A 20,575-nucleotide genomic window follows, 5' to 3' on the forward strand; every position below is an offset into this window, starting at 1 on the left:
CTAAAAGCGTTATATAATGATTACGTTCGCCATAGGTTTATCCATAGTTTTATTATTTGTTATCCTGTTCTTACTGTTCAGGATAGGTACGCTGGCTTCTATTTTCAGAGGCTCTTCTCAACGTGCCGTAGGTACAACGAGAACCAGTAACCGTGTAAACAGTGTACTTTTCCTATTATTCTTAATAGTGGGAGGAGCTGCCTTTGCATGGTCGTTTGCAGACTCATGGGACACGATGAACTTACCATTAGCTTCGGTGCATGGTGAGTGGACAGACGATTTGTTCTGGACAACCATGATCGTTATTGGTGTTGTATTCGTGATTACCCAAATCCTTTTATTTTATTACTCTTACAAGTATCAGCATCAGGATGAAAAGCGTGCTTACTACTATCCGCACAACAACAAATTGGAGATTGTATGGACAATGATTCCAGCGGTAGTAATGGCTCTTCTGGTGTTTGGTGGCTGGAAAACCTGGACAAAAATTACAAGTGCAGCTCCAGAGGACGCAGTTGTGATCGAGGTGATGGGTAAGCAATTTAACTGGATGGTACGCTACCCGGGTGCTGACGGCCAATTAGGTGTAGCGAAGCACACATTAATAGATGCTACTAACGAATTCGGTATTGATTTTAGTGATCCTGCAGCAATGGATGACTTCATGCCGATGGAGATCCACGTTCCGAAGGGACAGCCGGTTCTGTTTAAGATCAGATCAAGAGATGTAATTCACAGTGTGTTCCTGCCGCACTTCAGAGTTAAGATGGATGCTGTACCAGGCATGCCAACGAAATTCTGGTTTGTACCATCAAAGACTACTGATGAGATGCGTAGCGAAACCGGAAACCCTGATTTCAAATATGAGCTTGCTTGTACAGAAATCTGCGGTCGCGGTCACTTTGCAATGCGCTTTATCCTTGTAGTTGATGAGCCGGAAGATTACCAGGCTTGGTTAGCTAAGCAGCCAATATTTGCAGAGCAAAATCCAGAGGTAGTAGCTAAATTCTCTTCTTCTTTCAGCCAGCAGGCTGTTGCAGAAAATAAGACAGGAGAGACAGCTGCAGAGGTTAAATCAGAATTGTAGCATTTAAATACTTTTGAAAATGTCTAGTACAGATATCTCTATTCATCCAGATGTACATCATGCACACGATGAGCATGATCACCATCACGATCAGAACTTCCTTGAGAAGTACATCTTTAGCCAAGACCATAAAGTAATTGCTAAGCAGTTCTTGTTTGCAGGTATTTTCTGGGCCTTTATTGGAGGTTTTCTTTCGGTCATATTCCGTTTACAGTTAGGTTGGCCTGAGGCTACCTTCACATTCCTGGAGCCAATCCTGGGTGGATGGATTCAGAACGGAAAGTTAGACCCTGAATTCTATCTTGCTTTGGTAACAATGCACGGTACGATCATGGTATTCTTCGTTCTTACTGCAGGTTTGAGTGGTACATTTGCCAACTTCCTTATTCCATTGCAGATTGGTGCCAGAGATATGGCTTCCGGTTTCATGAACATGCTTTCTTTTTGGATATTTTTCCTGTCAAGTGTGATCATGTTCTGGTCTCTGTTCCTTGAAACAGGTCCTGCAGGCGGTGGCTGGACTGTTTACCCTCCGCTTAGTGCATTGCCACAGGCGATCAAAGGTTCTGCTTCAGGTATGACCATGTGGTTGATTTCGATGGCATTGTTTATCGTGTCTCAGCTACTGGCTGGTGTAAACTATATTACCACGATTATCAACCTGAGAACAAAAGGTATGTCGATGACAAAGCTTCCGCTTACAGTATGGGCTTTGTTCTTCACAGCTATACTTGGTTTGCTATCATTCCCAGTTCTTTTCTCAGCTGCGTTACTATTGATCTTCGACAGAAGCTTCGGTACTAGTTTCTATCTGTCTGATATCTATATTGCCGGAGAAGCTTTAACAAATACAGGTGGTAGCCCAATTTTATTCCAGCACTTATTCTGGTTCCTTGGTCACCCGGAAGTATACATTGTAATTCTTCCTGCATTTGGTCTGGTATCAGAAGTAATCGCTACGAACTCTCGTAAGCCAATCTTCGGTTACAGAGCCATGATCGGTTCTATGATCGGTATTGCCATACTTTCATTCGTTGTGTGGGCGCACCACATGTTCGTAACAGGTATGAACCCTTTCCTTGGTTCAGTGTTCATGTTCCTTACACTGATTATTGCGGTTCCTTCTGCAGTAAAAGTGTTTAACTGGATCGCTACATTATGGAGAGGTAATATCCGTTTCTCTACTGGTATGCTTTTCGCTATAGGGTTTGTGTCATTGTTTATCTCAGGAGGTTTAACAGGTATCATACTTGGTAACTCAGCGCTTGATATACAATTGCACGATACATACTTCGTAGTTGCTCACTTCCACCTTGTGATGGGTGCGGCTGCTTTCTTTGGTATGTTCTGCGGAGTTTACCACTGGTTCCCTAAAATGTTTGGTCGCATGTTGGATGAGAAGCTTGGTGCAGTACACTTCTGGATGACTTTCATCGCGGTATACCTTGTGTTCATGCCAATGCACTATATTGGTATTGCTGGATTCCCAAGAAGGTACTATAACTGGACAGGTTTTGAGACATTCAATATCTTCACAGATATGAACACATTTATCAGCTTAGCTGCCATCATTGGTTTCGGTGCTCAGTTCTTGTTCCTGTTCAACTTTATTTACAGCATCTTTAAAGGCCGAAGAGCAACACAGAACCCATGGCATTCTAACACGCTGGAGTGGACTACACCTGTATTGCCAGGTCATGGCAACTGGCCAGGAGAGATACCAACTGTTTATAGATGGCCTTACGACTATAGTAAGCCTGGTGCTCCTGAAGACTTTATTCCACAAAATGTGCCTTTCTCTGCAACGCAGTCATCAAACCTGCCAAACGAGAAAGACTTAGAATAAGCTGTTAATGGCTAATAAATCTTTTCATAAAAGGTTTAAAAATATAGGAGTACTTACAGTTATTGCTGTATACTTTCTAATATTAGTTGGAGGAATCGTTCGTAGTACGGGTTCAGGGATGGGTTGTCCGGACTGGCCTAAGTGCTTTGGAAGTTGGGTTCCTCCAACTGATGTTAGCCAATTACCAGAAGATTACCTAGAGGTTTACAAACAGAAACGAATAGAAAAGAACCAGAAGCTTGCTGGATTTCTCGATAACATGGGTTTCGAGAATTTATCAGCTTCCATTTTCTCTCATCCAAGTCAATACATCGAAACTGAGTTTAATGTAACTAAGACCTGGATTGAGTATCTGAATCGCTTAATCGGTGTATTGATAGGTTTTTTTATTTTCATGACCGTAATCTATTCCATACCTTATCTTAAAACAGACCGAACTATTTTTTACCTTGCATTAGGTAGCTTTGTGTTGGTTGGTTTTCAGGGGTGGTTAGGCTCTATTGTAGTATCTACTAACTTATTGCCGGTTACAGTTACCATCCACATGGCGCTGGCACTTATACTTGTAGCGCTATTGCAGTACGCCGTTACAAGACCAGAGAAACAAAGTTTTGCTGGCACTGCCATGCTCAGCGGTAAGATTAAGCTTCTGTTGTGGCTTGTTACAGGTGTAACATTTGCCCAGATATTACTTGGGACGCAGGTAAGGGAAGAGGTTGATATGGTTTCATTTGCAATGAATGGTCAAAACCGGGATACCTGGATTGATGCGTTGGGTAGTAGTTTTTATGTACACCGAACGTTCTCGATATTGATACTGGGTTTGCATGTGTTACTAGCTTATAATCTGTACAGGTTAAATAACAGAACGCTTGCTAAACTGACATCAATAATGTTGTTCCTCGTAGGAGCGGAGGTTGTTATTGGTATAGTGATGGCTTATTTTGCCATTCCGCCGGTTCTACAGCCTTTACACCTGACATTTGCGGCACTTCTTTTTGGAGTGCAGTTTCAATTACTTTTAGTTTATTATTATGCCTCTAAAAGGGCAGTATTAAAAACAATAGCTGTATCTAAGTAATGAGTATCCATACTACAGATTCGCTGTCGTTACCCCTATTTATGGCACACAAAGCATCTGCATATTTCAAGCTTCTAAAATTTAGACTCAGCTTTACAGTAGCTTTCTCTAGTGCAATTGGTTATATACTTGGTTATCCCGGAGCTTCCTATATAAGTATTGCGATGGTAATGCTAGGTGGCTTACTGGTTACAGGTTCTGCAAATATCATAAATCAGGTACTTGAAAAAGACCTTGATAGATTGATGAAGCGTACTGCTAAACGGCCATTGCCAACTGGTGAACTTAGTGTAGCAGAAGCTATTGTATTCTGTGTATTATTGGGCATTGCAGGTATTAGTTTACTGGGGTTGTACTTTAATGCACTGGCGGCAGCTTTGTCTTTATTGTCTCTGGTACTGTATGGTTTTATATACACACCACTGAAGAGAATAAATCCTATCTGTGTTTTTGTAGGAGCTATACCTGGCGCTATGCCTCCGCTTATCGGATGGGTGGCTGCGTCCGGATCAATTGATATTGAAGCTATTATTTTATTTGGTATACAGTTTTTCTGGCAGTTTCCACATTTCTGGGCTATAGCCTGGGTATTAGATGATGATTACAAAAAAGCAGGTTTCAAAATGCTGCCTACCGCTGGTGGCAAAGATCTGAAAACTGCAGTACAAATCATGATCTATACGCTCATGCTGATTCCGTTGAGTTTGTTGCCACTGCAATTTGGGATGACCGGATCAACCTCGGCTATGATAGCTGTAGTTTGCGGTGTGTTGTTTTTAGCCCAGACATTTTACCTCATGCGTACCTGCACCAAAAAAGCAGCCATGAATATTATGTTTGGTTCATTTTTATATCTGCCTATTGTGCAGATAGCTTTTGTTTTAGATAAAGTATAATCTATGATCATGGTTGATAATAGAATTGATAACAGTCCAACCTCATCTGGCGTGCATCCATTAAAGTTTTCGCTGTGGTTGATTATTATAAGTATTATTATGATGTTTGCAGCCTTTACAAGCGCTTATATTGTAAGAAGGGAAGAAGGTAACTGGCTAGAGTTTGAATTGCCGACAATATTACTTGTTAATACGCTAATTATAATTTTAAGCAGCGTTGCCATGCAATGGTCTTATATTTCTGCTAAGAAGGATAATTTAAGTTCTGTTAAAACTGGCTTGATACTAACCTTTGCTTTGGGCATAGCCTTTTTAGTTGGGCAGTGGAGCGGCTGGGCAGAGTTAGTACAGAATAATATTTATTTCGGAGGCTCTACAAGTAACCCATCAGGTTCATTTTTGTATGTATTAACAGGTGTACACGGTTTTCACCTTATTACAGGGCTTGTTTTCGTTCTGTTAACTCTAATTGGAAGCCTAAAGTATAAAGTTCATTCTAAAAATTTGCTGCGTATACAGTTGTGTACCGTATATTGGCACTTTTTAGGCGGACTTTGGCTATATTTGTACATATTCTTAAGAATTAATCACTAAACACATTTTTTTCATTACATAAACTATGTCTACTTCAACTACGCTGGAAGAACCTAAAACAGGTACATGGGACGGTGGGAATGAGCCGTTAAAGGCGAGCTACGGAAAACTAATGATGTGGTTTTTCCTGCTTTCTGATGCTTTTACTTTTGGAGCCCTTCTAATCGTTTATGGTTTGTCGCGCCATGCGCACCTGCCGTATACAGGAAAACCAGAGGACTTTTCGTTCTCTACAGAATATTGGCCAATTCCTGAGAAAGTTTATAATGCTTTCCCTGGCTTGCATGGTATGGACCTTCCACTTGCATTTGTGGCATTAATGACCATGATCCTTATCCTTAGTTCTGTAACAATGGTATTGGCTGTTGAAGCAGGACACCGTATGGATAAGAACGATGTACAGAAGTGGTTACTTTGGACTATACTGTTTGGTACGACTTTCCTTGGTTGCCAGGCTTGGGAGTGGGCTCACTTTATAACCGGTACCGATGAGGGTATGATTTTAGCTGACGGTTCTCGTGTATTTGGCGCAAACCTCACGGTTAATCAATACGGACCGCCCTTGTTCGCAGATCTATTCTTTTTCATAACAGGGTTCCATGGTACACACGTATTATCAGGTGTAGTACTTTTAGTTATGATCTTCATCAATACCGTAAATGGTGTATATCATAAGCGCGGACATTACGAAATGGTAGAGAAAGTTGGTTTGTACTGGCACTTTGTAGACCTTGTATGGGTATTCGTATTTACCTTCTTCTACCTGATTTAATAAGAATTAAAGTATAATTAACTGTAAAAGATGCCTGCTTAAACAGGCTAATAAACAGAAAGAAATATGGCAACGCATCACGATCACGATCTTCCGGCTGGAGAAATTCCAAAGCCACAGACTAAAGCAATCTGGAAGACATTTTTTATACTTGTTGGCTTAACTGCAGTTGAATTCGCGTTTGCTTTTGCGATGGAGGCTGGCACAGCACGTAATGCTATCTTTATTATTCTTACCATTTTCAAGGCTTTCTACATAGTTGCTGAGTTTATGCACTTAAAGCATGAAACAAAAGGACTTATTTGGGCTGTTTTGTTACCTATGGCACTGGTTGCATGGTTAATGGTAGCATTGATTTCAGAAGGTAGTTATTACTTCGAATCGATCACAAATTACTTTAAATAGGTTTTATTATAATGAGTAATATAAAGGCACTGGTATTAGGTCTCCTACTACTAGTGCCTATTTTCGTTTTTATATTTATCACTACATTCGGGGAGCACCACTTTTCTTTAAAGACGTATTTTCCTGAATTAGATGATAGCGGAGAAGTCGTATATGATGCCAAAGGCGATACAGTTTTCCGTAAAATCCCTGACTTCTCATTAACCTCCCAGACAGGTGAAACTTTTACCAAGTCTCAGGACTTTAAAGGTGATATCTATGTAGTTGATTTCTTTTTTGCTACATGCCCCGGTATTTGCAAAAAGATGTCGTCACAGCTAGCGCGTGTGCAGGAGGCCTACCGTGAAAATCCTAACATTAAATTAGTATCTATTACCGTAAATCCTGAACAGGACTCAGCTGCTGTGCTGCAGGATTATGCAGATCAGTATAATGCTGAAACCAAGAAATGGTATTTCCTGACCGGGCCCCGTGAAAAAATATATACTTTGGCCTCCGAATCTTTCTTTTTGCCAGTACAGCAGGTTCCTGGTCAGCAGGACTTTATTCATAGTGAGAAATTCATGCTAGTGGACAAAGAGCAGCGCGTGCGCGGAATTTACGATGGCACTGATTATGAAGATGTAGATAGGCTTATACTTGAAATAAATGTGTTGCTAGATGAATACAGTAAAATCAAATAACGAACTAATCTCTGACCGCGACAGAAAATATCTGACGCTGATCGCAGTACTATCAGTTGCTATTCCTTTGGTAGTAGCAATACTTTTTTTTATGCCCAAGTCTGGGGATGCAAGCGTAGATGTTTCTTACTTGCCTGCTTTTCATGCAATACTTAATTCCTGTACTGCCATTTCGCTTGTAGTGGGGTACTATTACATAAAGCAAAACAACACGAATGCACATCGTGCTGCAATGTTGGTTGCCTTCGGCTTATCGTCAGTTTTCCTGATATCTTATGTAACATACCATTTCCTGGGAGAGCGTACAATCTACGGAGGTGATGGAATGCTAAAGTATATCTATTATTTTATACTTCTTACGCATATTGTGCTTGCTATCATAATTGTTCCGCTCGTTTTACTTTCGGTATATTTTGGTATTACAAACCAGTTGGCAAGGCACCGCCGCATTTCCAGGTGGACATTCCCAATATGGCTGTATGTAGCCATAACAGGAGTACTGGTATACTTGCTTATATCTCCTTACTATACTTGAAACCTGTAAGCTACCATAACTGTTATTAAAGTGATGAAGCGAAAACTAAATAAAATATTAGCCATTACAGCTCTGGTCCTCTCTTTTGCGCTGTTTTCCTCAGATGCTTATAGCCAATGTGCCATGTGTCGCGCTACAGTAGAGTCTAATGTTGGTACTGGCAGTAAAGAGCCTGAGTCTGAAGTTGGCTCCGGACTCAACACAGGTATCTTGTATTTGATGGTTGTTCCTTATTTGTTGATTGGCACAGTTGGCTTTTTATGGTATAAGAGCAACAAGAAAAAGAAGAATACCTGAGCCGAGCAAGCTAGGCGCAGTTATTGCTAGTAAATGCCCACGGTGCAGGCAAGATGAAGTATTTACTCATTCTGCCTTTAACCTACGCTAGTTTGACCATATGCATAAAACTTGCCCTGTTTGCGATTGTATTCTGAAACAGAAGTAGGGCTGTTTTGGGGTTCCATGTATATTAGCTATGGCTTTTCGGTAGGCATTACAGTTGTATTGGGAGTTTTGCTTTATTCCTGGCAAACGACCCTCCTGCATGGGTATATTTAGGTGTTGTTGCTGCTATTGTGTTTTTAACAATTCCTTTGCTTTGCAGATATGCCCATGTACTTATGTTACACTTTTTTGCTGGTGTTAAGTACGATTCTACCTTTAGTAGAGGCTAAATTCAATAGGAATTTATAGGGGTTATCTTGCGTTTTACTTAAATTCGTAGATAAACACATTACTGTGAACCAGAAGGCAACTCCCTTAATTCTACTTTTCTTTGCGCTACTCTGCTTTTTTGCTGCGGCAGCATTACATTTTAATTTTCCTGATTGGGCTGATAAAGCCGATTACAGTTCTCAGCTATCTTCTGTAACCACACGTACGCATGAGCTTATAAGAGATGCTCAGAATGAGGGCACTCAAATCAGCCGGCATTTAAGAAAAGATTCCCTCTCTTTTTCCGATTTCCTCCAGGAAGTAGATTATCCTACATTTATTTTCAAAGGCAGCAAATTGATTTTCTGGTCAGAGCACGCTATTGTTCCAGATCTGGATATTACCAATACCGTTTCAAGGGTTAGTACTGCCAGGAGCAAGTATGGCACCTTTGTCATTGTGCCGCATCAGGCAGGTGATTATTCGATTTACACAGTTGTACCGCTGCAGTTAAACAGTAAATTTAATATCCTTAATTCTAAGAGTAAAGGAAGAGGAGAAATACTGAAGGGTATTGACGCAAAGCCAGAATTGGAGAGATACCAAAACTTGCCGGTTGTATTAACAGAAGATGGCAGGTTTTTGTTTGCATTGAATTTTAAAGAAGAGCAGAAACAATCAGAGCGTGAGTGGCTGGAGTTGGTTCTAATTTTGTCAGGCACTGTTCTCTTTGTAATGTTTGGTTTTGCGCTAGCCCGCAGGCTGGCTATGCGAGGCATGCATAATGAAGGTGTGATTCTTTTTTTAACATTGTTAGTGCTGTTCAGGTTAACACTTTTACTGCTCAATCTTCCTTTCTCTATTGCTGAAGTAGAGGTTTTTGACCCTAAACTATATGCTGCTTCGTTCTGGTCGCCATCTGTAGGAGACTTGGCCCTGAATATGTTGCTGCTTGTAACTGTTGCCGGGGCAGGTATATATCTATTTAGGTACAACCGGGTAATTGCGCAACTCAAAGAGCTTAAAAAGCAACAGGCTAAATGGTACATCATCAGTTGTATTATTATTTTTTATATACTGCTCATTGTCCTTTATCAGTTCTACCACGGCTTGTACCACAACTCACCTCTGGTGCTGGATATTACACAATCACTGGAATTTACAAAGTATAAAGTCGTCATCTATGGTATTATGCTGGGGCATACCGTTGCTGTAGCTTTGTTTACCTATATACTAAGTACAGTAGTATCGGTGCTTTTACAGCGTACATATAACCTGTGGCCCTATAAAGTGTTGCTGCTGCTTACAGTTTTGCTATTAGCTATTATTGCTGTTTTTGAGTTATCCTTTTATGCAACCATACTAACAGGAACTATTTTCTGGCTTATTGTAATAGTTGCTGCCCAAAGGTCAAATGCCATAAGTTTGCCTTACAGAACATACCTCTTTTTTTTCCTGATGGTGATGGTAAGTGCTGTTGTTGGTGCGTTTTCTCTATACAACCACTACCAGGAAGAAGTAAAACTATACAAGCAGAAATTTGCTTCCAGCTTATTGCAGGATAACGATGTTTTAGGTGAATACCTTCTCGACGAAATTTCCGGAAAGATTGCCAGAGACAAACTGATACAAACTAAAATGATGGGGCCATACATCGATGCAGGCTTTATCAAACGCAAAATATCAAAACAATATTTAAAGGAGTATTTTGATAAGTATGAAACGAATGTGCTTTTGTTTGATAGCGAGGGCCGTACCCTGGAAAGTGCCGATACAACAACAGCCACTTTGCAAGAACTGCTGTTAAAGTATGATACTCCAGACACACAGACAGAAAGACCAAATTTATTTCTGGTAAAGGACCCCAGCAGGTATAATGCCCGCACTTATTTTAAAGTAATAGATGTGCCAGTTAGTAAGTATCTTAAAGGCACCATTGTACTGCAGCTTAGCCTAAAGCGCATGCTACCGCATAGCCTTGTACCTGAATTACTCAGCGACAAGCAACATAGCCAGCCTTTCCGGGTAAACATGCTGAGCTATGCCATTTATGAAGATCGTAAACTTAGTTATAGCGAAGGAGAGTACGATTACGCCACTAACCTGGACCCGGTGCACATCGGCCATTCTGAGTTTTATGTAGATGGGCATAACCAGGGTGACTACCACCATTTTGGTGTGCCTGCAGGTAAAGACAAGGTGCTTGTTGTTACCAACGAAAAGTATAACGTAAAGGAAATTCTTTCTAATTTTTCTTTCCTGCTTCTCATATACATTGCTGGGTTTATACTTTTAGGGCTACTTATCTTGTTGTCCCGACGCAAGTATATCCGTGAGTTCAGGCCTAACTTTAGTACCAAGATACAGGTGTTCCTCAACTTTGGTATACTTTTACCGCTATTGCTTGTAAGTATAGCCATCGCCAGCCTTGTAACGGCATCTTATAAAAAAGATCTCATGACCACTTATGAGCAAAGGGGAAGAGCAATCCAGGAAAACCTGAACTCATTTATTGGCTCAGGTACGCTGGAAAACAGGAGAGTGCTTCAGAAAAGGATTTCCGAAATTGCCTCCATATCAGAAACAGATATAAACCTGTACGATCGCCGTGGCAAACTGCTTGTAACAAGTCAGCCATTGATCTTTGAAACGGGTTTACTCTCCGACCTGATCAACCCAGAGGCTTTTGCTGCTATTTCAGAGAGGCAAGCATTGCGTGTACTGGCCGATGAGCAGGCTGGCAATTTAAACTTTAATGCTGTATACCTGCCCATCCGAAATGATGATGGCGCTGATGAATTGATTGGGTTTATCGGTATCCCATTCTTTGATTCTGAAAAAGAACTAGATCTGAAGCTTATTGAGCTGATCACGACTACGATGAACATCTTTACAGTTATGTTCATCATGTTTATGGTACTTACCTTTTTTGCCTCAAGGGCTTTAACTGTACCGCTGCGCATGCTGGCCGACAAGCTAAAGCGTACCTCCCTTACAGGGAAAAACGAGATGCTGGCCTATGAAGGCACCGATGAGATTGGAATGCTTGTAAACGAGTATAACCGGATGCTGTTAACGCTGGAGCAGAACAAGGAAGAACTGGCCATGCAGGAGAAAGAGGCAGCCTGGCGGGAGATGGCACGTCAGGTGGCGCACGAAATCAAGAACCCGCTTACGCCAATGAAGCTTTCTTTGCAGTACTTGCAGAAAGCTATAGCAGAGAAAAAACCGAACACAGAGCAGTTAATAGAAAAGATATCGCACACGCTTATCACCCAAATCAACATACTGAGCGATATTGCTACCTCGTTCTCCAGTTTTACCTCGATGCCAGAACCGAAGCAGGAGCGCATAGACGTGGCAGCTGCCTTACGCAAGTCTGCTGACCTGCACAACGATCCGGCCACTGCTATTGTAGAAACAAATTTTGATGGGCAGGAGGTAGTTGTAGTGGCAGACGAAAACCTAATGGTGCGTACGTTTAATAATCTGTTATTAAATGCAATACAAGCCGTGCCTGCTACCCGGAAACCTCATATCAGGATAAGTTTAAACCACCAGCCCGGCGATAAGGTGCTGATAGCCATTAAAGATAATGGTAGCGGAATTCCGGAGGATATAAAAAAGAAAGTGTTTATTCCCAATTTCAGCACCAAGTATACAGGCTCAGGTATAGGGTTGGCTGTGGCTAAAAGAGGAATTGAGAACGCAGGCGGCCAGATTTGGTTTGAGACGGAAGAGGGGAAAGGCACAACGTTTTATATTTCTTTACCACTGGCTAAAGTATGAGTGTAAGAGGGTTGTGCCTGCTGTTGCTGCTGTTCTGGCTTAGCTTTCCGCTGGTAGCCCAAACCACTTTTAGTAACCAGCGCTGCAAACTGCTGCCTGTTACCGGAGAGGCATTTATACTTGACTCACTCACCGTCGAGCCCGGCACCATTTCAGTTGTGCACCCCCACAAAGAACAATTTGCCTTTGACTATAACTACAGTACACAAGAGTTTAGGTTTACCCGGTTTCCTGCGGCGGATTCTATTCTGATAGACCGTGCTGGCACTCTGATTCCTGCGCCAGATTCTGTGCTGGTTTGTTTCAGGGTAATGCCGCTTAACCTTACTAAACCAGCTTTTAAGCGCGATATTACAAAGCTGGAGCTAAACCCATTCCAGCGAAATGTTTACCAAGAAGATATCAGCACCAAAGAAGAAATCTTCAGGACACCGGGGCTAAATAAAACAGGAAGTATAAGCAGGGGTATTTCGTTTGGCAACACCCAAAGTGTTTTTGTAAACTCTGCGCTGAACTTGCAACTGGACGGTAAACTTACTGAGGATATAAGTATAACAGCCGCTATCACTGACCAAAACATCCCTTTTCAGCCGGAAGGCAATACCCAGCAGCTGCAGGAATTCGATAAAGTATACATTACGCTTAATCACAAACAATGGCAGTTAACAGCCGGGGATGTGGTGCTGCGTAACAAACCTTCATACTTTCTGCAGTACTACAAAAATGTGCAGGGCGCAGCTTTCGAAACCGTATTCGGTAAATCGCCGGAGAGGCAGGGCGTAACAGCAGTGGCAGCTTCGGTATCAAAAGGCAAGTTTGCCTCGCAGCAGGTAGAACCTTTGGAGGGAGTTCTAGGGCCTTACCGGTTACGCGGCCCTAACAACGAACGCTTTATTATTGTGTTAGCTAACTCGGAGCGGGTTTTTATTGACGGCAGGCTACTTACTAGAGGCTACGACTACGATTATGTGATTGACTATAACCAGGCCGAGATTACCTTTACCACACGCCATGTCATTACCCGAAACACACGCATCAGGGTAGACTTTGAGTACTCGGACCAGAACTACAGCCGGGGCATCTATACGTTGAACCACTACCAGAACATGGGCAAACTGAAAGTATACGGCAACTACTACAATGAGTCCGATAACCCGAATAACCTTATTAACCTGGACCTGCAGGACGAGCAGAAGCGCCTGCTGGCAAGTATAGGCGATAACCTGGATCAGGCTGTAACCCCAGGCGCCGATAGTGTTGCTTTTGACCCGAGCCAGATCCTGTATGCCCGTCGCGATACGGTTTACAATAACGGGCAAAGTATGGCCAGCGTTTATGTGTACAGCAATAATCCCGAGAATGCCTTTTACAATGTACGCTTTACAGAGGTAGGAGCTAACCAAGGGGATTATGTGGCATCTACGGATGCTGTAAATGGCAGGGTATACCGTTGGGTTGCACCTGTTAACGGTGTGCCACAGGGTAACTTTGCACCGGTTCGGATATTGCCTACACCCCGAAAAAAACAGTTAATGACCTTTGGCGGTAACTACGAACTCCAGAAAGGTGTAAATGTATTTGCCGAAGGGGCAGCCTCAGAGAACGACCTTAACCGCTTTTCGGATGTTGATTCCGGCGACGATAAGGGAAAGGCCGTACGCTTGGGCTATACTGTTCAGGATAAGGAAATAGAGTTACTTGGGAAGTATAAACTAAATAGTACCTTAAACTACGAATACACCGATCAGAACTTTAGCCCTATAGATCGTTACCGGCCTATAGAGTTTGACCGTGACTGGAGTTTGCCGCTTAACAATGAAAACGCAGAAGATCACATTTTTAATTTCTCGTTAGGAGCTGCAAAGGATGCTGCCAACTTTTTTAATTACCGCATCAGCCGTCGCTACCGCGATGAGCAGCTGGATGGCGTGCAGCATTACCTCGACGCCTGGAAAAAGCTGGGACGCGTGGAGTTGCGAAACAACTTTTTTATGCTCAACAGCGAACAGCAGGAGCGTGAGTCGGAATGGTACCGGGGTGATGTGGGCGTAAAGTATAATCTGAGTAAAATTGCTCCGGGCTATATCTATCGTTTCGATAAAAATAAACTAACCGCGCTGGGCACCGACTCTGTGACAGGCTCTGCCATGTACTTTGATGAGCATGTAGTTTACATTGAGAGTGCCGATACAGCACGTACCCGCTTTCGTGTAGACTACAGTTACCGTAAAGACCTGCGCCCAACCGGAACCGGTGAACTCGGCCTCCCGGAAGTCGGGCAGACTTACAATGCCATACTGCAAACTTTACTTGGCCCTGAAAGCGATCTGGCAGTACAGGCCACTTACCGCAAATTAGACCTGGAGAATGCCAAGAATGAAGAAAATGTACAAGCACGTACAGACTGGAATGCCGGTTTTCTGAATGGAAGTTTCAGGTCGGAGATGAGTTATTCGATAGGCACCGGACGAGAACTGAAGCGTGTTTTCATTTTCAGGGAAACTCTGCCGGGGCAGGGTACGCATTACCTTCGTGAAGGCGGCAACCTAAACGACCTTAATGATTACCTGGAAGCACAGACTGTAGACCAGCAGCGCTACATAAAAATTTTCTTGCCTACAGATGAGTATGTAAACGCATATACCAACCGCTTTACGTACCGCCTCAACACCAATAGCCCGCGCAGCTGGCGCAGCCAGAAAGGTATAAAGGGGCTGGCCTCCAAATTCTCGATGCTCAGTTTTGTAAGTATAGATAAGAAAACAACCGACAGCGACCTGGGTAACCGCTTCAACCCATTTAGCCAGAATTTTGAAGATGAGTTCCTGATCTCGATGGCAAAGTCGCTGCGGAACACATTATACTATAACCGCAGCAATCCACAGTATGGCGTGGAATATACGGCGCAGCAAAATCAGCAGAAGTCTTTATTGGCCAACGGTACCGAAACACGCAATGTAGGCAGCCACCAGTTAGTTGGCAGGTTAAACCTGAACGAGGTGCTAAGCACACAGTTAAGAGCAGTGCAGGCTATCCGCGAGAACCAGTCCAACTTTCTTGAATCGAAGAACTTCCGGATTGTGTCGCAGGAGTTAACGCCGGAGCTTTCTTACCAGCCCAACACCCGTTTGAGGTTTACGGGCACGTATCAGTTTGCTAACCGTGAAAATGAGTTTGCTCCTGAAGATGATAAACAAGAGGCCATATTTAACGAACTAGGGCTTGAGGCAAAACTGAGCCAGGTAAGTAAGCGGACCGTAACTGGTAACTTCCGGTTTGTGAACATAAAGTATACTGGCAACATCAATTCGTATGTAGGTTACGAGATATTAAATGCGCTACGCCCCGGCAACAACCTCACCTGGTCGCTAAACCTGCAGCAACGCCTGAGCAACGGCCTTAACATCGCGCTTAATTACGATGGCCGCAAAGCCAACGGAATAGGGGCAGTGCATACAGGGAGAACGCAGGTGTCGGTGCTCTTCTAGACCGGTGATTAAGGGGATTTTAGTGATTGGGATAGATTTTCTTTGCCTAAAGGATGATTGATTGATTGATTGATTGATTGATTGATTGATTGATTGATTGATTGCGGCAGATTTGAATTTTAATTGATGGTTTGTAGTTGAGTTGTTTTATGATTTCAATTGATCATTGTAAACATGTACAAAGCTACTCAGTTAGATGGTTTGCAGAATGTGCTTAGCAGAAGCCATAAGTATGCGGATATTACCTCAAAGTCATTGGCTCCTCAATGGAGGTTCATTGCATTTTAAAAAATGGGTTTCAGGAGGTAATTTATCAGCGTGCCTTGGAAAAGGAAATGCAGTTACAAGGCCTGAAAATTAAGAGAGAATTCGAAATGCCAATTTTCTACAAAGGAGAAAAAGTTGGAGGCAGAAGGGTTGATTTTCTTGTAGACGGAATTATACCAGTTGAAATAAAGGCCGTTGCTAAACTAGAAGATGTGCATTTGGCGCAGGCAGTAAATTACCTCGAAGCCTACAATCTGGAAATAGGTATGCTGTTAAATTTCGGATCAAAAAGCCTTGAGTTCAGAAGACTTATCAACCCAAAGTATAAATCATAAAAGACTTCTCTACTGAAAATAATCTTTTTAAGCTTATTAGAGAAAATCAATCCCAATCATTAAAATCCCATTAATCTGTGGTCAGGGTTTCATTTTCGCTATTTTCTCACTAGCCGGCAAGTACATCGGCAGCGCAGCAGAACCATACCACGGATAAAGTTCTATATCAAAAATCTTGGCCTTAACAGCAGGGTCCGTTTCGACTAGCTTCTGTGCTTCTTCTACAGTCTTCACATCAAGTATAAAAATACCGCGGTAAGTCTTATCGTTCTTGCCCAACGGACCTGCTACAACTAACTTTCCCTCTTTTGCCAGCCTGCCAATATTCTCCATGTGTCCCCGGAAATATTTATTCAACTCTTCTTTGTCAGTGGTGGTGTTAGAGCCGGTTTTAAGTATAGCCAGCACATACTGCTTCATACCATTATCATCAGCACCCAGCGAGTCGGCTAACGCCTTGTTGTAAGCTGGATTTTGAGCCTGCACATTGGCGGCAAAACCAACACAGAAAAATATAGCAAGGGCAAAAATATATTTCATAAGTATAAGCAAACTTTAATAAGAATTCTGAATCTATAAATTACATCTTTTAAATAATAGGCAAGTATAGCCTAAACCATACTTGCCCTAATCGTTATTTAGAAAATCACTCTAATCATTAAAATCCCCTTAATCACCGGTCTAGTAATACTTTCCCGGTATCAAGTAATTCTGCACGTAATCCTTTACACCCTCTTCCAAAGTATAAAACGGCTTGTCGTACCCGATAGAGCGAAGCTTACTCATGTTGGCCTCCGTAAAGTACTGGTAGTTGTCGCGCAGGTTCTCAGGGGTATCCATGAAATCAATTTCAGGGGTTATACCCATGGCATCAAAAGTGTTAAGCGCTAATGCCATAAAAGTGCGTGCCTTGCCGGAGCCCAGATTGTAAATTCCTGAGTTTTTACGGTGGTGCATCAAAAACATGCACACTTCCACCACATCCTTCACATACACAAAATCACGCATCTGCTCGCCATCAGCAAAATCTGGGTGGTGTGAGCGGAACAGCTTCATGCTACCTTTTTCCTTTATCTGGTTATAAGCATGGAAAATAACTGAGGCCATTTTGCCTTTGTGGTACTCGTTAGGGCCATACACGTTAAAGAACTTTAGGCCAGCCCAGAAGAACGGCTTGGCTGTTTGCTCAAGTGCCCAGATGTCGAAATCGTTCTTGGAGTCACCGTAAGGGTTAAGCGGTTTTAGAAGCGGAATGGTAGCCTCATCGTCGTCGTAACCTAAGGTGCCGGAGCCGTAGGTAGCAGCCGAAGATGCATATACCAACGGAATCTGGTATTCGCAGCAGGCATTCCATACTTTCTTGGAGTAGTTCAGGTTAAGCAAGTCGAACACATCTTTGTTAAACTCGGTAGTGTCGGTGCGGGCCCCCAGGTGGAAGATAAACTCTACTTCTTCGTAGTTCTCGTCCAGCCACTCAAAAAAAGCGTCGCGGTCTACATACTCTTTTATTTTTTTGCCTTTTAGATTGCTCTCTTTTTTGGCTACCGAAAAGTTATCTACTACTACTATGTCGTTAAAGTTGGCTTGGTTTAGTCTGCTTACTAGGCAGCTCGCGATAAAGCCTGCCGCACCGGTTACTACTATCATAGGTTTAAATTAAATCCTGTATCGAAATTTGCGCTAAATTTACGAAAATAAACTACGCAACCTTGGCAATACGCACCTATACTTTGGCAATGAACACGAAGCCTATGCTTTTGAAGTATACCATACTTTGTGTTGCTGCTTTCATACTTTTGCTGATTTGTGGCTGCGGTAGTAATACGCATAAAGATGAAGCAGCTGCGAGAATCATACTTGAAGATGACCTGGGGCGAAAGCTGGAACTAAAAAGCCAGCCAAAGCGTGTCTTTGCCTTTGCCTCTTCTATGACGGAAATGCTGTATGCAGTGCTCGATACCAGTACTATTATTGCCAGAACCCCGAACGACGATTATCCCGCAGCTGTTTATTCTAAGCCAATAGTTAGCAATTACCCGGTAGATTATGAGCAAGTACTGCAGCTAAAGCCGGACCTGATTTTTACTGTTGAGGGCATTACACCGCTGGATGTGGCGGAGAGGCTAGGGGAGCTGGGTGTGCCGGTTTATTATCAGAAGTATAGAACCGTAGAAGACGTTTTTACCGGCATGGAGAAAATTGGCCAAATTATGGGTCGGGAAAAGGAGGCTCACTACCTAGCTGATTCTCTTCGTAAAGAGGTATCAAGTATGGCTCAAAAGTATAAAAATGTAAAGCAGCCGCAGCAGGTGTTGGCTATCACCTGGAAAGATCCGATTTATGTATACGGGCAAAACACCATCTTTACAGATAAACTCAGAATTTTAGGCGCAGAGAATGCCGTGAAGGAAGTCTTTGAGCAACCTTATCCGGCGCTTACCCGCGAGTACATTTTAAAGCTTGACCCGGATGTATTGCTGGGAGGTTCTAAAGAAAAACTGGAAAACGAATTTTTCGGCCTTTACCCGGAGCTGCGAAAAATAAAAGCATATCAGAATAACCGCATCTACGACCCAACCGACAATTTACAGTCCAGGCCAGGACCACGGATAGTAGAGTCGCTGAGGGAGTTGGAGGGCTTTTTATACCCATGATAGGCCGTAGTTTATACTTTATACTTGCACTGCTGCTTATTGTGGTAGTGTTGGGGCTGGGGTTGCAGGTAGGTTCTTTCGAGGCCAATGCTGCTACCATTTGGGATGCCATTTTCCACTACGATGCCAACAATACAACCCACTTTGCCATACTTCATCTGCGCTTGCCGCGTTTGCTGCTGGCTTTGGTAGTTGGTGCATCGCTGGCTTTTTGCGGTTACCTGATGCAGGCGATGGTAAACAACGGCCTTGCCGATCCATACTTGCTGGGTACGGCTTCAGGAGCATCATTAGGTGCTGTTATCGTCTTCTTTGGCTTTGTGCCTGTAAGTATGGCCGGTTTATACTTGCCATCTGTTTTTGCTTTTGCAGGTGCATTTCTGGTTACGCTGGTGGTGGTTATACTTGGCTATCGTAAGCGGCAGCTTATCCCGAGCCAAATGCTGCTGGCCGGCATTGCCATGAGTTCGCTTTGTACGGCTATGGTTGGTATGCTCACTTTTCTGTCAGATTCTGAGGGTAAACTGAAGTCAGTTATTTTCTGGTCGATGGGGAGTTTTGAGCGGGCAACCTGGCAACTGGTGGCGTATCCGGCTGTTACTATTTTACTGGCGCTTTTGTTTTTTGCCTTTTATCAGAAACAACTAAACATACTTTTGTTAGGCTCGGAGCGGGCGCAGGCAATGGGAGTAAAAGTGGCCCAAACCAGGTGGGTAATTATGGGCGTGGTATCGGTGGTTACGGGTTTTGCTGTGGCTACTTCAGGTCCGGTTGGTTTTGTTGGTTTGATCATACCGCATGTAACGCGTGCTGTGATGGGAACAACAGGCCGTGGTAACCTGCTTTTCTGTGCTTTTGCAGGCGGTTTTTTTATGCTTTTGTGTGATTTGCTGTCGCGTGTAATTTATCCGCCGGCTGGTCTGCCAATTGGAATCATTACTTCGTTCTTTGGTGTTCCTTTCTTCGTATATTTGCTGTTCAAAAAGAATTACAATTTTAGAGGTTAAATGATTTACGTAAGCAGGTTAGAGCACTTTAATGCAGCCCACAAGCTGTATAACCCGAATTGGTCGATGGCGAAGAATAAAGAAGTGTTCGGCCCTTGTGCCAACGTTAACTGGCATGGCCACAATTTTGAGCTTATCACTACTGTAAAAGGCAAGCCAGACCCTGACACGGGTTTTGTTATTGACCTGAAGCAACTGAGCACGCTTATCCGCAAGCACATCATCGAAAAGGTAGACCACAAGAACCTGAACATGGATGTGCCTTTTATGGAAGGCAAACTGGCCAGCACCGAAAACCTGACCATTGAGTTCTGGAAAATTCTGGAGCCTCGCATTACAGAAATTACCGGCGGCAGAGCAAAATTACACAGCCTGAAACTGTACGAAACACCACGTAACTACGTAGAGTATTTTGGTGAGGAATAATCCTTCCACTACAATCCCAATTTTTATTTTTACCGCCTTTACAGGTAGCCCAGAAA

At 42.9% G+C, this 20,575-nt stretch carries 18 protein-coding genes; 16 read left to right on the forward strand and 2 right to left on the reverse strand.

What is annotated here, in order from left to right:
• Positions 1 to 16: 16 nt before the first annotated feature.
• From K0O23_RS14230 to K0O23_RS14290, 13 genes are all read left to right on the forward strand, one after another.
• Positions 17 to 1,087 (forward strand): cytochrome c oxidase subunit II, encoded by a 1,071-nt coding sequence (locus tag K0O23_RS14230; protein ID WP_219878107.1) that lies wholly within the window; start codon positions 17 to 19, stop codon positions 1,085 to 1,087.
• 19 nt (positions 1,088 to 1,106) lie between these two features.
• Positions 1,107 to 2,933, forward strand: coding sequence for a cytochrome c oxidase subunit I (locus K0O23_RS14235; protein WP_219878108.1), 1,827 nt, complete (start codon positions 1,107 to 1,109; stop codon positions 2,931 to 2,933).
• A gap of 7 nt (positions 2,934 to 2,940) precedes the next feature.
• Positions 2,941 to 4,014, forward strand: a complete 1,074-nt coding sequence (locus K0O23_RS14240) for a COX15/CtaA family protein (RefSeq protein ID WP_219878109.1) — start codon at positions 2,941 to 2,943, stop codon at positions 4,012 to 4,014.
• Entirely contained in the window at positions 4,014 to 4,910 is an 897-nt protein-coding gene (gene cyoE / locus K0O23_RS14245; RefSeq protein WP_219878110.1) for a heme o synthase, read from the forward strand. The genes K0O23_RS14240 and cyoE overlap by 1 nt, the downstream gene beginning before the upstream one ends.
• A 3-nt stretch (positions 4,911 to 4,913) precedes the next feature.
• A complete protein-coding gene (locus K0O23_RS14250) occupies positions 4,914 to 5,504 on the forward strand; it encodes a cytochrome c oxidase subunit 3 (protein ID WP_219878111.1) in 591 nt (196 codons plus the stop codon).
• A 25-nt stretch (positions 5,505 to 5,529) separates the two neighbouring features.
• On the forward strand, positions 5,530 to 6,276 hold the full coding sequence (locus K0O23_RS14255; RefSeq protein WP_219878112.1) for a cytochrome c oxidase subunit 3: 747 nt from the start codon (positions 5,530 to 5,532) through the stop codon (positions 6,274 to 6,276).
• A 66-nt stretch (positions 6,277 to 6,342) separates the two neighbouring features.
• On the forward strand, positions 6,343 to 6,681 hold the full coding sequence (locus K0O23_RS14260; protein ID WP_219878113.1) for a cytochrome C oxidase subunit IV family protein: 339 nt from the start codon (positions 6,343 to 6,345) through the stop codon (positions 6,679 to 6,681).
• A gap of 11 nt (positions 6,682 to 6,692) precedes the next feature.
• A complete protein-coding gene (locus K0O23_RS14265; RefSeq protein ID WP_219878114.1) occupies positions 6,693 to 7,364 on the forward strand; it encodes an SCO family protein in 672 nt (223 codons plus the stop codon).
• Positions 7,342 to 7,899 (forward strand): DUF420 domain-containing protein, encoded by a 558-nt coding sequence (locus tag K0O23_RS14270; RefSeq protein WP_219878115.1) that lies wholly within the window; start codon positions 7,342 to 7,344, stop codon positions 7,897 to 7,899. Before K0O23_RS14265 ends, K0O23_RS14270 begins: the two co-directional genes overlap by 23 nt.
• 33 nt (positions 7,900 to 7,932) lie before the next feature.
• A complete protein-coding gene (locus K0O23_RS14275) occupies positions 7,933 to 8,196 on the forward strand; it encodes a hypothetical protein (protein WP_219878116.1) in 264 nt (87 codons plus the stop codon).
• A gap of 441 nt (positions 8,197 to 8,637) precedes the next feature.
• A complete protein-coding gene (locus K0O23_RS20410) occupies positions 8,638 to 12,342 on the forward strand; it encodes a sensor histidine kinase (protein WP_317195696.1) in 3,705 nt (1,234 codons plus the stop codon).
• Complete coding sequence (locus K0O23_RS14285; RefSeq protein WP_219878117.1) at positions 12,339 to 15,830, forward strand: hypothetical protein; 3,492 nt, start codon at positions 12,339 to 12,341, stop codon at positions 15,828 to 15,830. Before K0O23_RS20410 ends, K0O23_RS14285 begins: the two co-directional genes overlap by 4 nt.
• A gap of 266 nt (positions 15,831 to 16,096) precedes the next feature.
• Positions 16,097 to 16,432: a GxxExxY protein gene (locus tag K0O23_RS14290; protein WP_219878118.1), complete on the forward strand. Its 336-nt coding sequence runs from the start codon at positions 16,097 to 16,099 to the stop codon at positions 16,430 to 16,432.
• Between the two features lie 81 nt (positions 16,433 to 16,513).
• Here K0O23_RS14290 and K0O23_RS14295 read toward each other — a convergent pair whose 3' ends face one another.
• Positions 16,514 to 16,972, reverse strand: coding sequence for a YciI family protein (locus K0O23_RS14295; RefSeq protein WP_219878119.1), 459 nt, complete (start codon positions 16,970 to 16,972; stop codon positions 16,514 to 16,516).
• Positions 16,973 to 17,113: 141 nt separating this feature from the next.
• Entirely contained in the window at positions 17,114 to 18,079 is a 966-nt protein-coding gene (gene rfaD / locus K0O23_RS14300; protein ID WP_219878120.1) for an ADP-glyceromanno-heptose 6-epimerase, read from the reverse strand.
• A 62-nt stretch (positions 18,080 to 18,141) separates the two neighbouring features.
• Here rfaD and K0O23_RS14305 point away from each other — a divergent pair, with 62 nt between their 5' ends.
• The 3 genes from K0O23_RS14305 to K0O23_RS14315 are packed head-to-tail and all read left to right on the forward strand — an operon-like array spanning position 18,142 to position 20,519.
• Positions 18,142 to 19,086, forward strand: coding sequence for an ABC transporter substrate-binding protein (locus K0O23_RS14305; protein ID WP_246597122.1), 945 nt, complete (start codon positions 18,142 to 18,144; stop codon positions 19,084 to 19,086).
• A complete protein-coding gene (locus tag K0O23_RS14310) occupies positions 19,083 to 20,093 on the forward strand; it encodes a FecCD family ABC transporter permease (RefSeq protein ID WP_246597123.1) in 1,011 nt (336 codons plus the stop codon). Before K0O23_RS14305 ends, K0O23_RS14310 begins: the two co-directional genes overlap by 4 nt.
• Complete coding sequence (locus K0O23_RS14315; RefSeq protein WP_219878121.1) at positions 20,094 to 20,519, forward strand: 6-pyruvoyl trahydropterin synthase family protein; 426 nt, start codon at positions 20,094 to 20,096, stop codon at positions 20,517 to 20,519.
• Positions 20,520 to 20,575: the final 56 nt, after the last annotated feature.

This window comes from Pontibacter aydingkolensis (genome assembly GCF_019443125.1).
Lineage (GTDB): Bacteria > Bacteroidota > Bacteroidia > Cytophagales > Hymenobacteraceae > Pontibacter > Pontibacter aydingkolensis.

Excerpts from the sequence above, each read along its gene's own strand:
- K0O23_RS14230 (WP_219878107.1), top strand. The coding sequence starts at position 17 with ATGATTACGTTCGCCATAGGTTTATCCATAGTTTTATTATTTGTTATC.
- K0O23_RS14235 (WP_219878108.1), top strand. The coding sequence starts at position 1,107 with ATGTCTAGTACAGATATCTCTATTCATCCAGATGTACATCATGCACAC.
- K0O23_RS14240 (WP_219878109.1), top strand. The coding sequence starts at position 2,941 with ATGGCTAATAAATCTTTTCATAAAAGGTTTAAAAATATAGGAGTACTT.
- cyoE (WP_219878110.1), top strand. The coding sequence starts at position 4,014 with ATGAGTATCCATACTACAGATTCGCTGTCGTTACCCCTATTTATGGCA.
- K0O23_RS14250 (WP_219878111.1), top strand. The coding sequence starts at position 4,914 with ATGATCATGGTTGATAATAGAATTGATAACAGTCCAACCTCATCTGGC.
- K0O23_RS14255 (WP_219878112.1), top strand. The coding sequence starts at position 5,530 with ATGTCTACTTCAACTACGCTGGAAGAACCTAAAACAGGTACATGGGAC.
- K0O23_RS14260 (WP_219878113.1), top strand. The coding sequence starts at position 6,343 with ATGGCAACGCATCACGATCACGATCTTCCGGCTGGAGAAATTCCAAAG.
- K0O23_RS14265 (WP_219878114.1), top strand. The coding sequence starts at position 6,693 with ATGAGTAATATAAAGGCACTGGTATTAGGTCTCCTACTACTAGTGCCT.
- K0O23_RS14270 (WP_219878115.1), top strand. The coding sequence starts at position 7,342 with ATGAATACAGTAAAATCAAATAACGAACTAATCTCTGACCGCGACAGA.
- K0O23_RS14275 (WP_219878116.1), top strand. The coding sequence starts at position 7,933 with ATGAAGCGAAAACTAAATAAAATATTAGCCATTACAGCTCTGGTCCTC.
- K0O23_RS14285 (WP_219878117.1), top strand. The coding sequence starts at position 12,339 with ATGAGTGTAAGAGGGTTGTGCCTGCTGTTGCTGCTGTTCTGGCTTAGC.
- K0O23_RS14290 (WP_219878118.1), top strand. The coding sequence starts at position 16,097 with ATGGAGGTTCATTGCATTTTAAAAAATGGGTTTCAGGAGGTAATTTAT.
- K0O23_RS14295 (WP_219878119.1), bottom strand. The coding sequence starts at position 16,972 with ATGAAATATATTTTTGCCCTTGCTATATTTTTCTGTGTTGGTTTTGCC.
- rfaD (WP_219878120.1), bottom strand. The coding sequence starts at position 18,079 with ATGATAGTAGTAACCGGTGCGGCAGGCTTTATCGCGAGCTGCCTAGTA.
- K0O23_RS14310 (WP_246597123.1), top strand. The coding sequence starts at position 19,083 with ATGATAGGCCGTAGTTTATACTTTATACTTGCACTGCTGCTTATTGTG.
- K0O23_RS14315 (WP_219878121.1), top strand. The coding sequence starts at position 20,094 with ATGATTTACGTAAGCAGGTTAGAGCACTTTAATGCAGCCCACAAGCTG.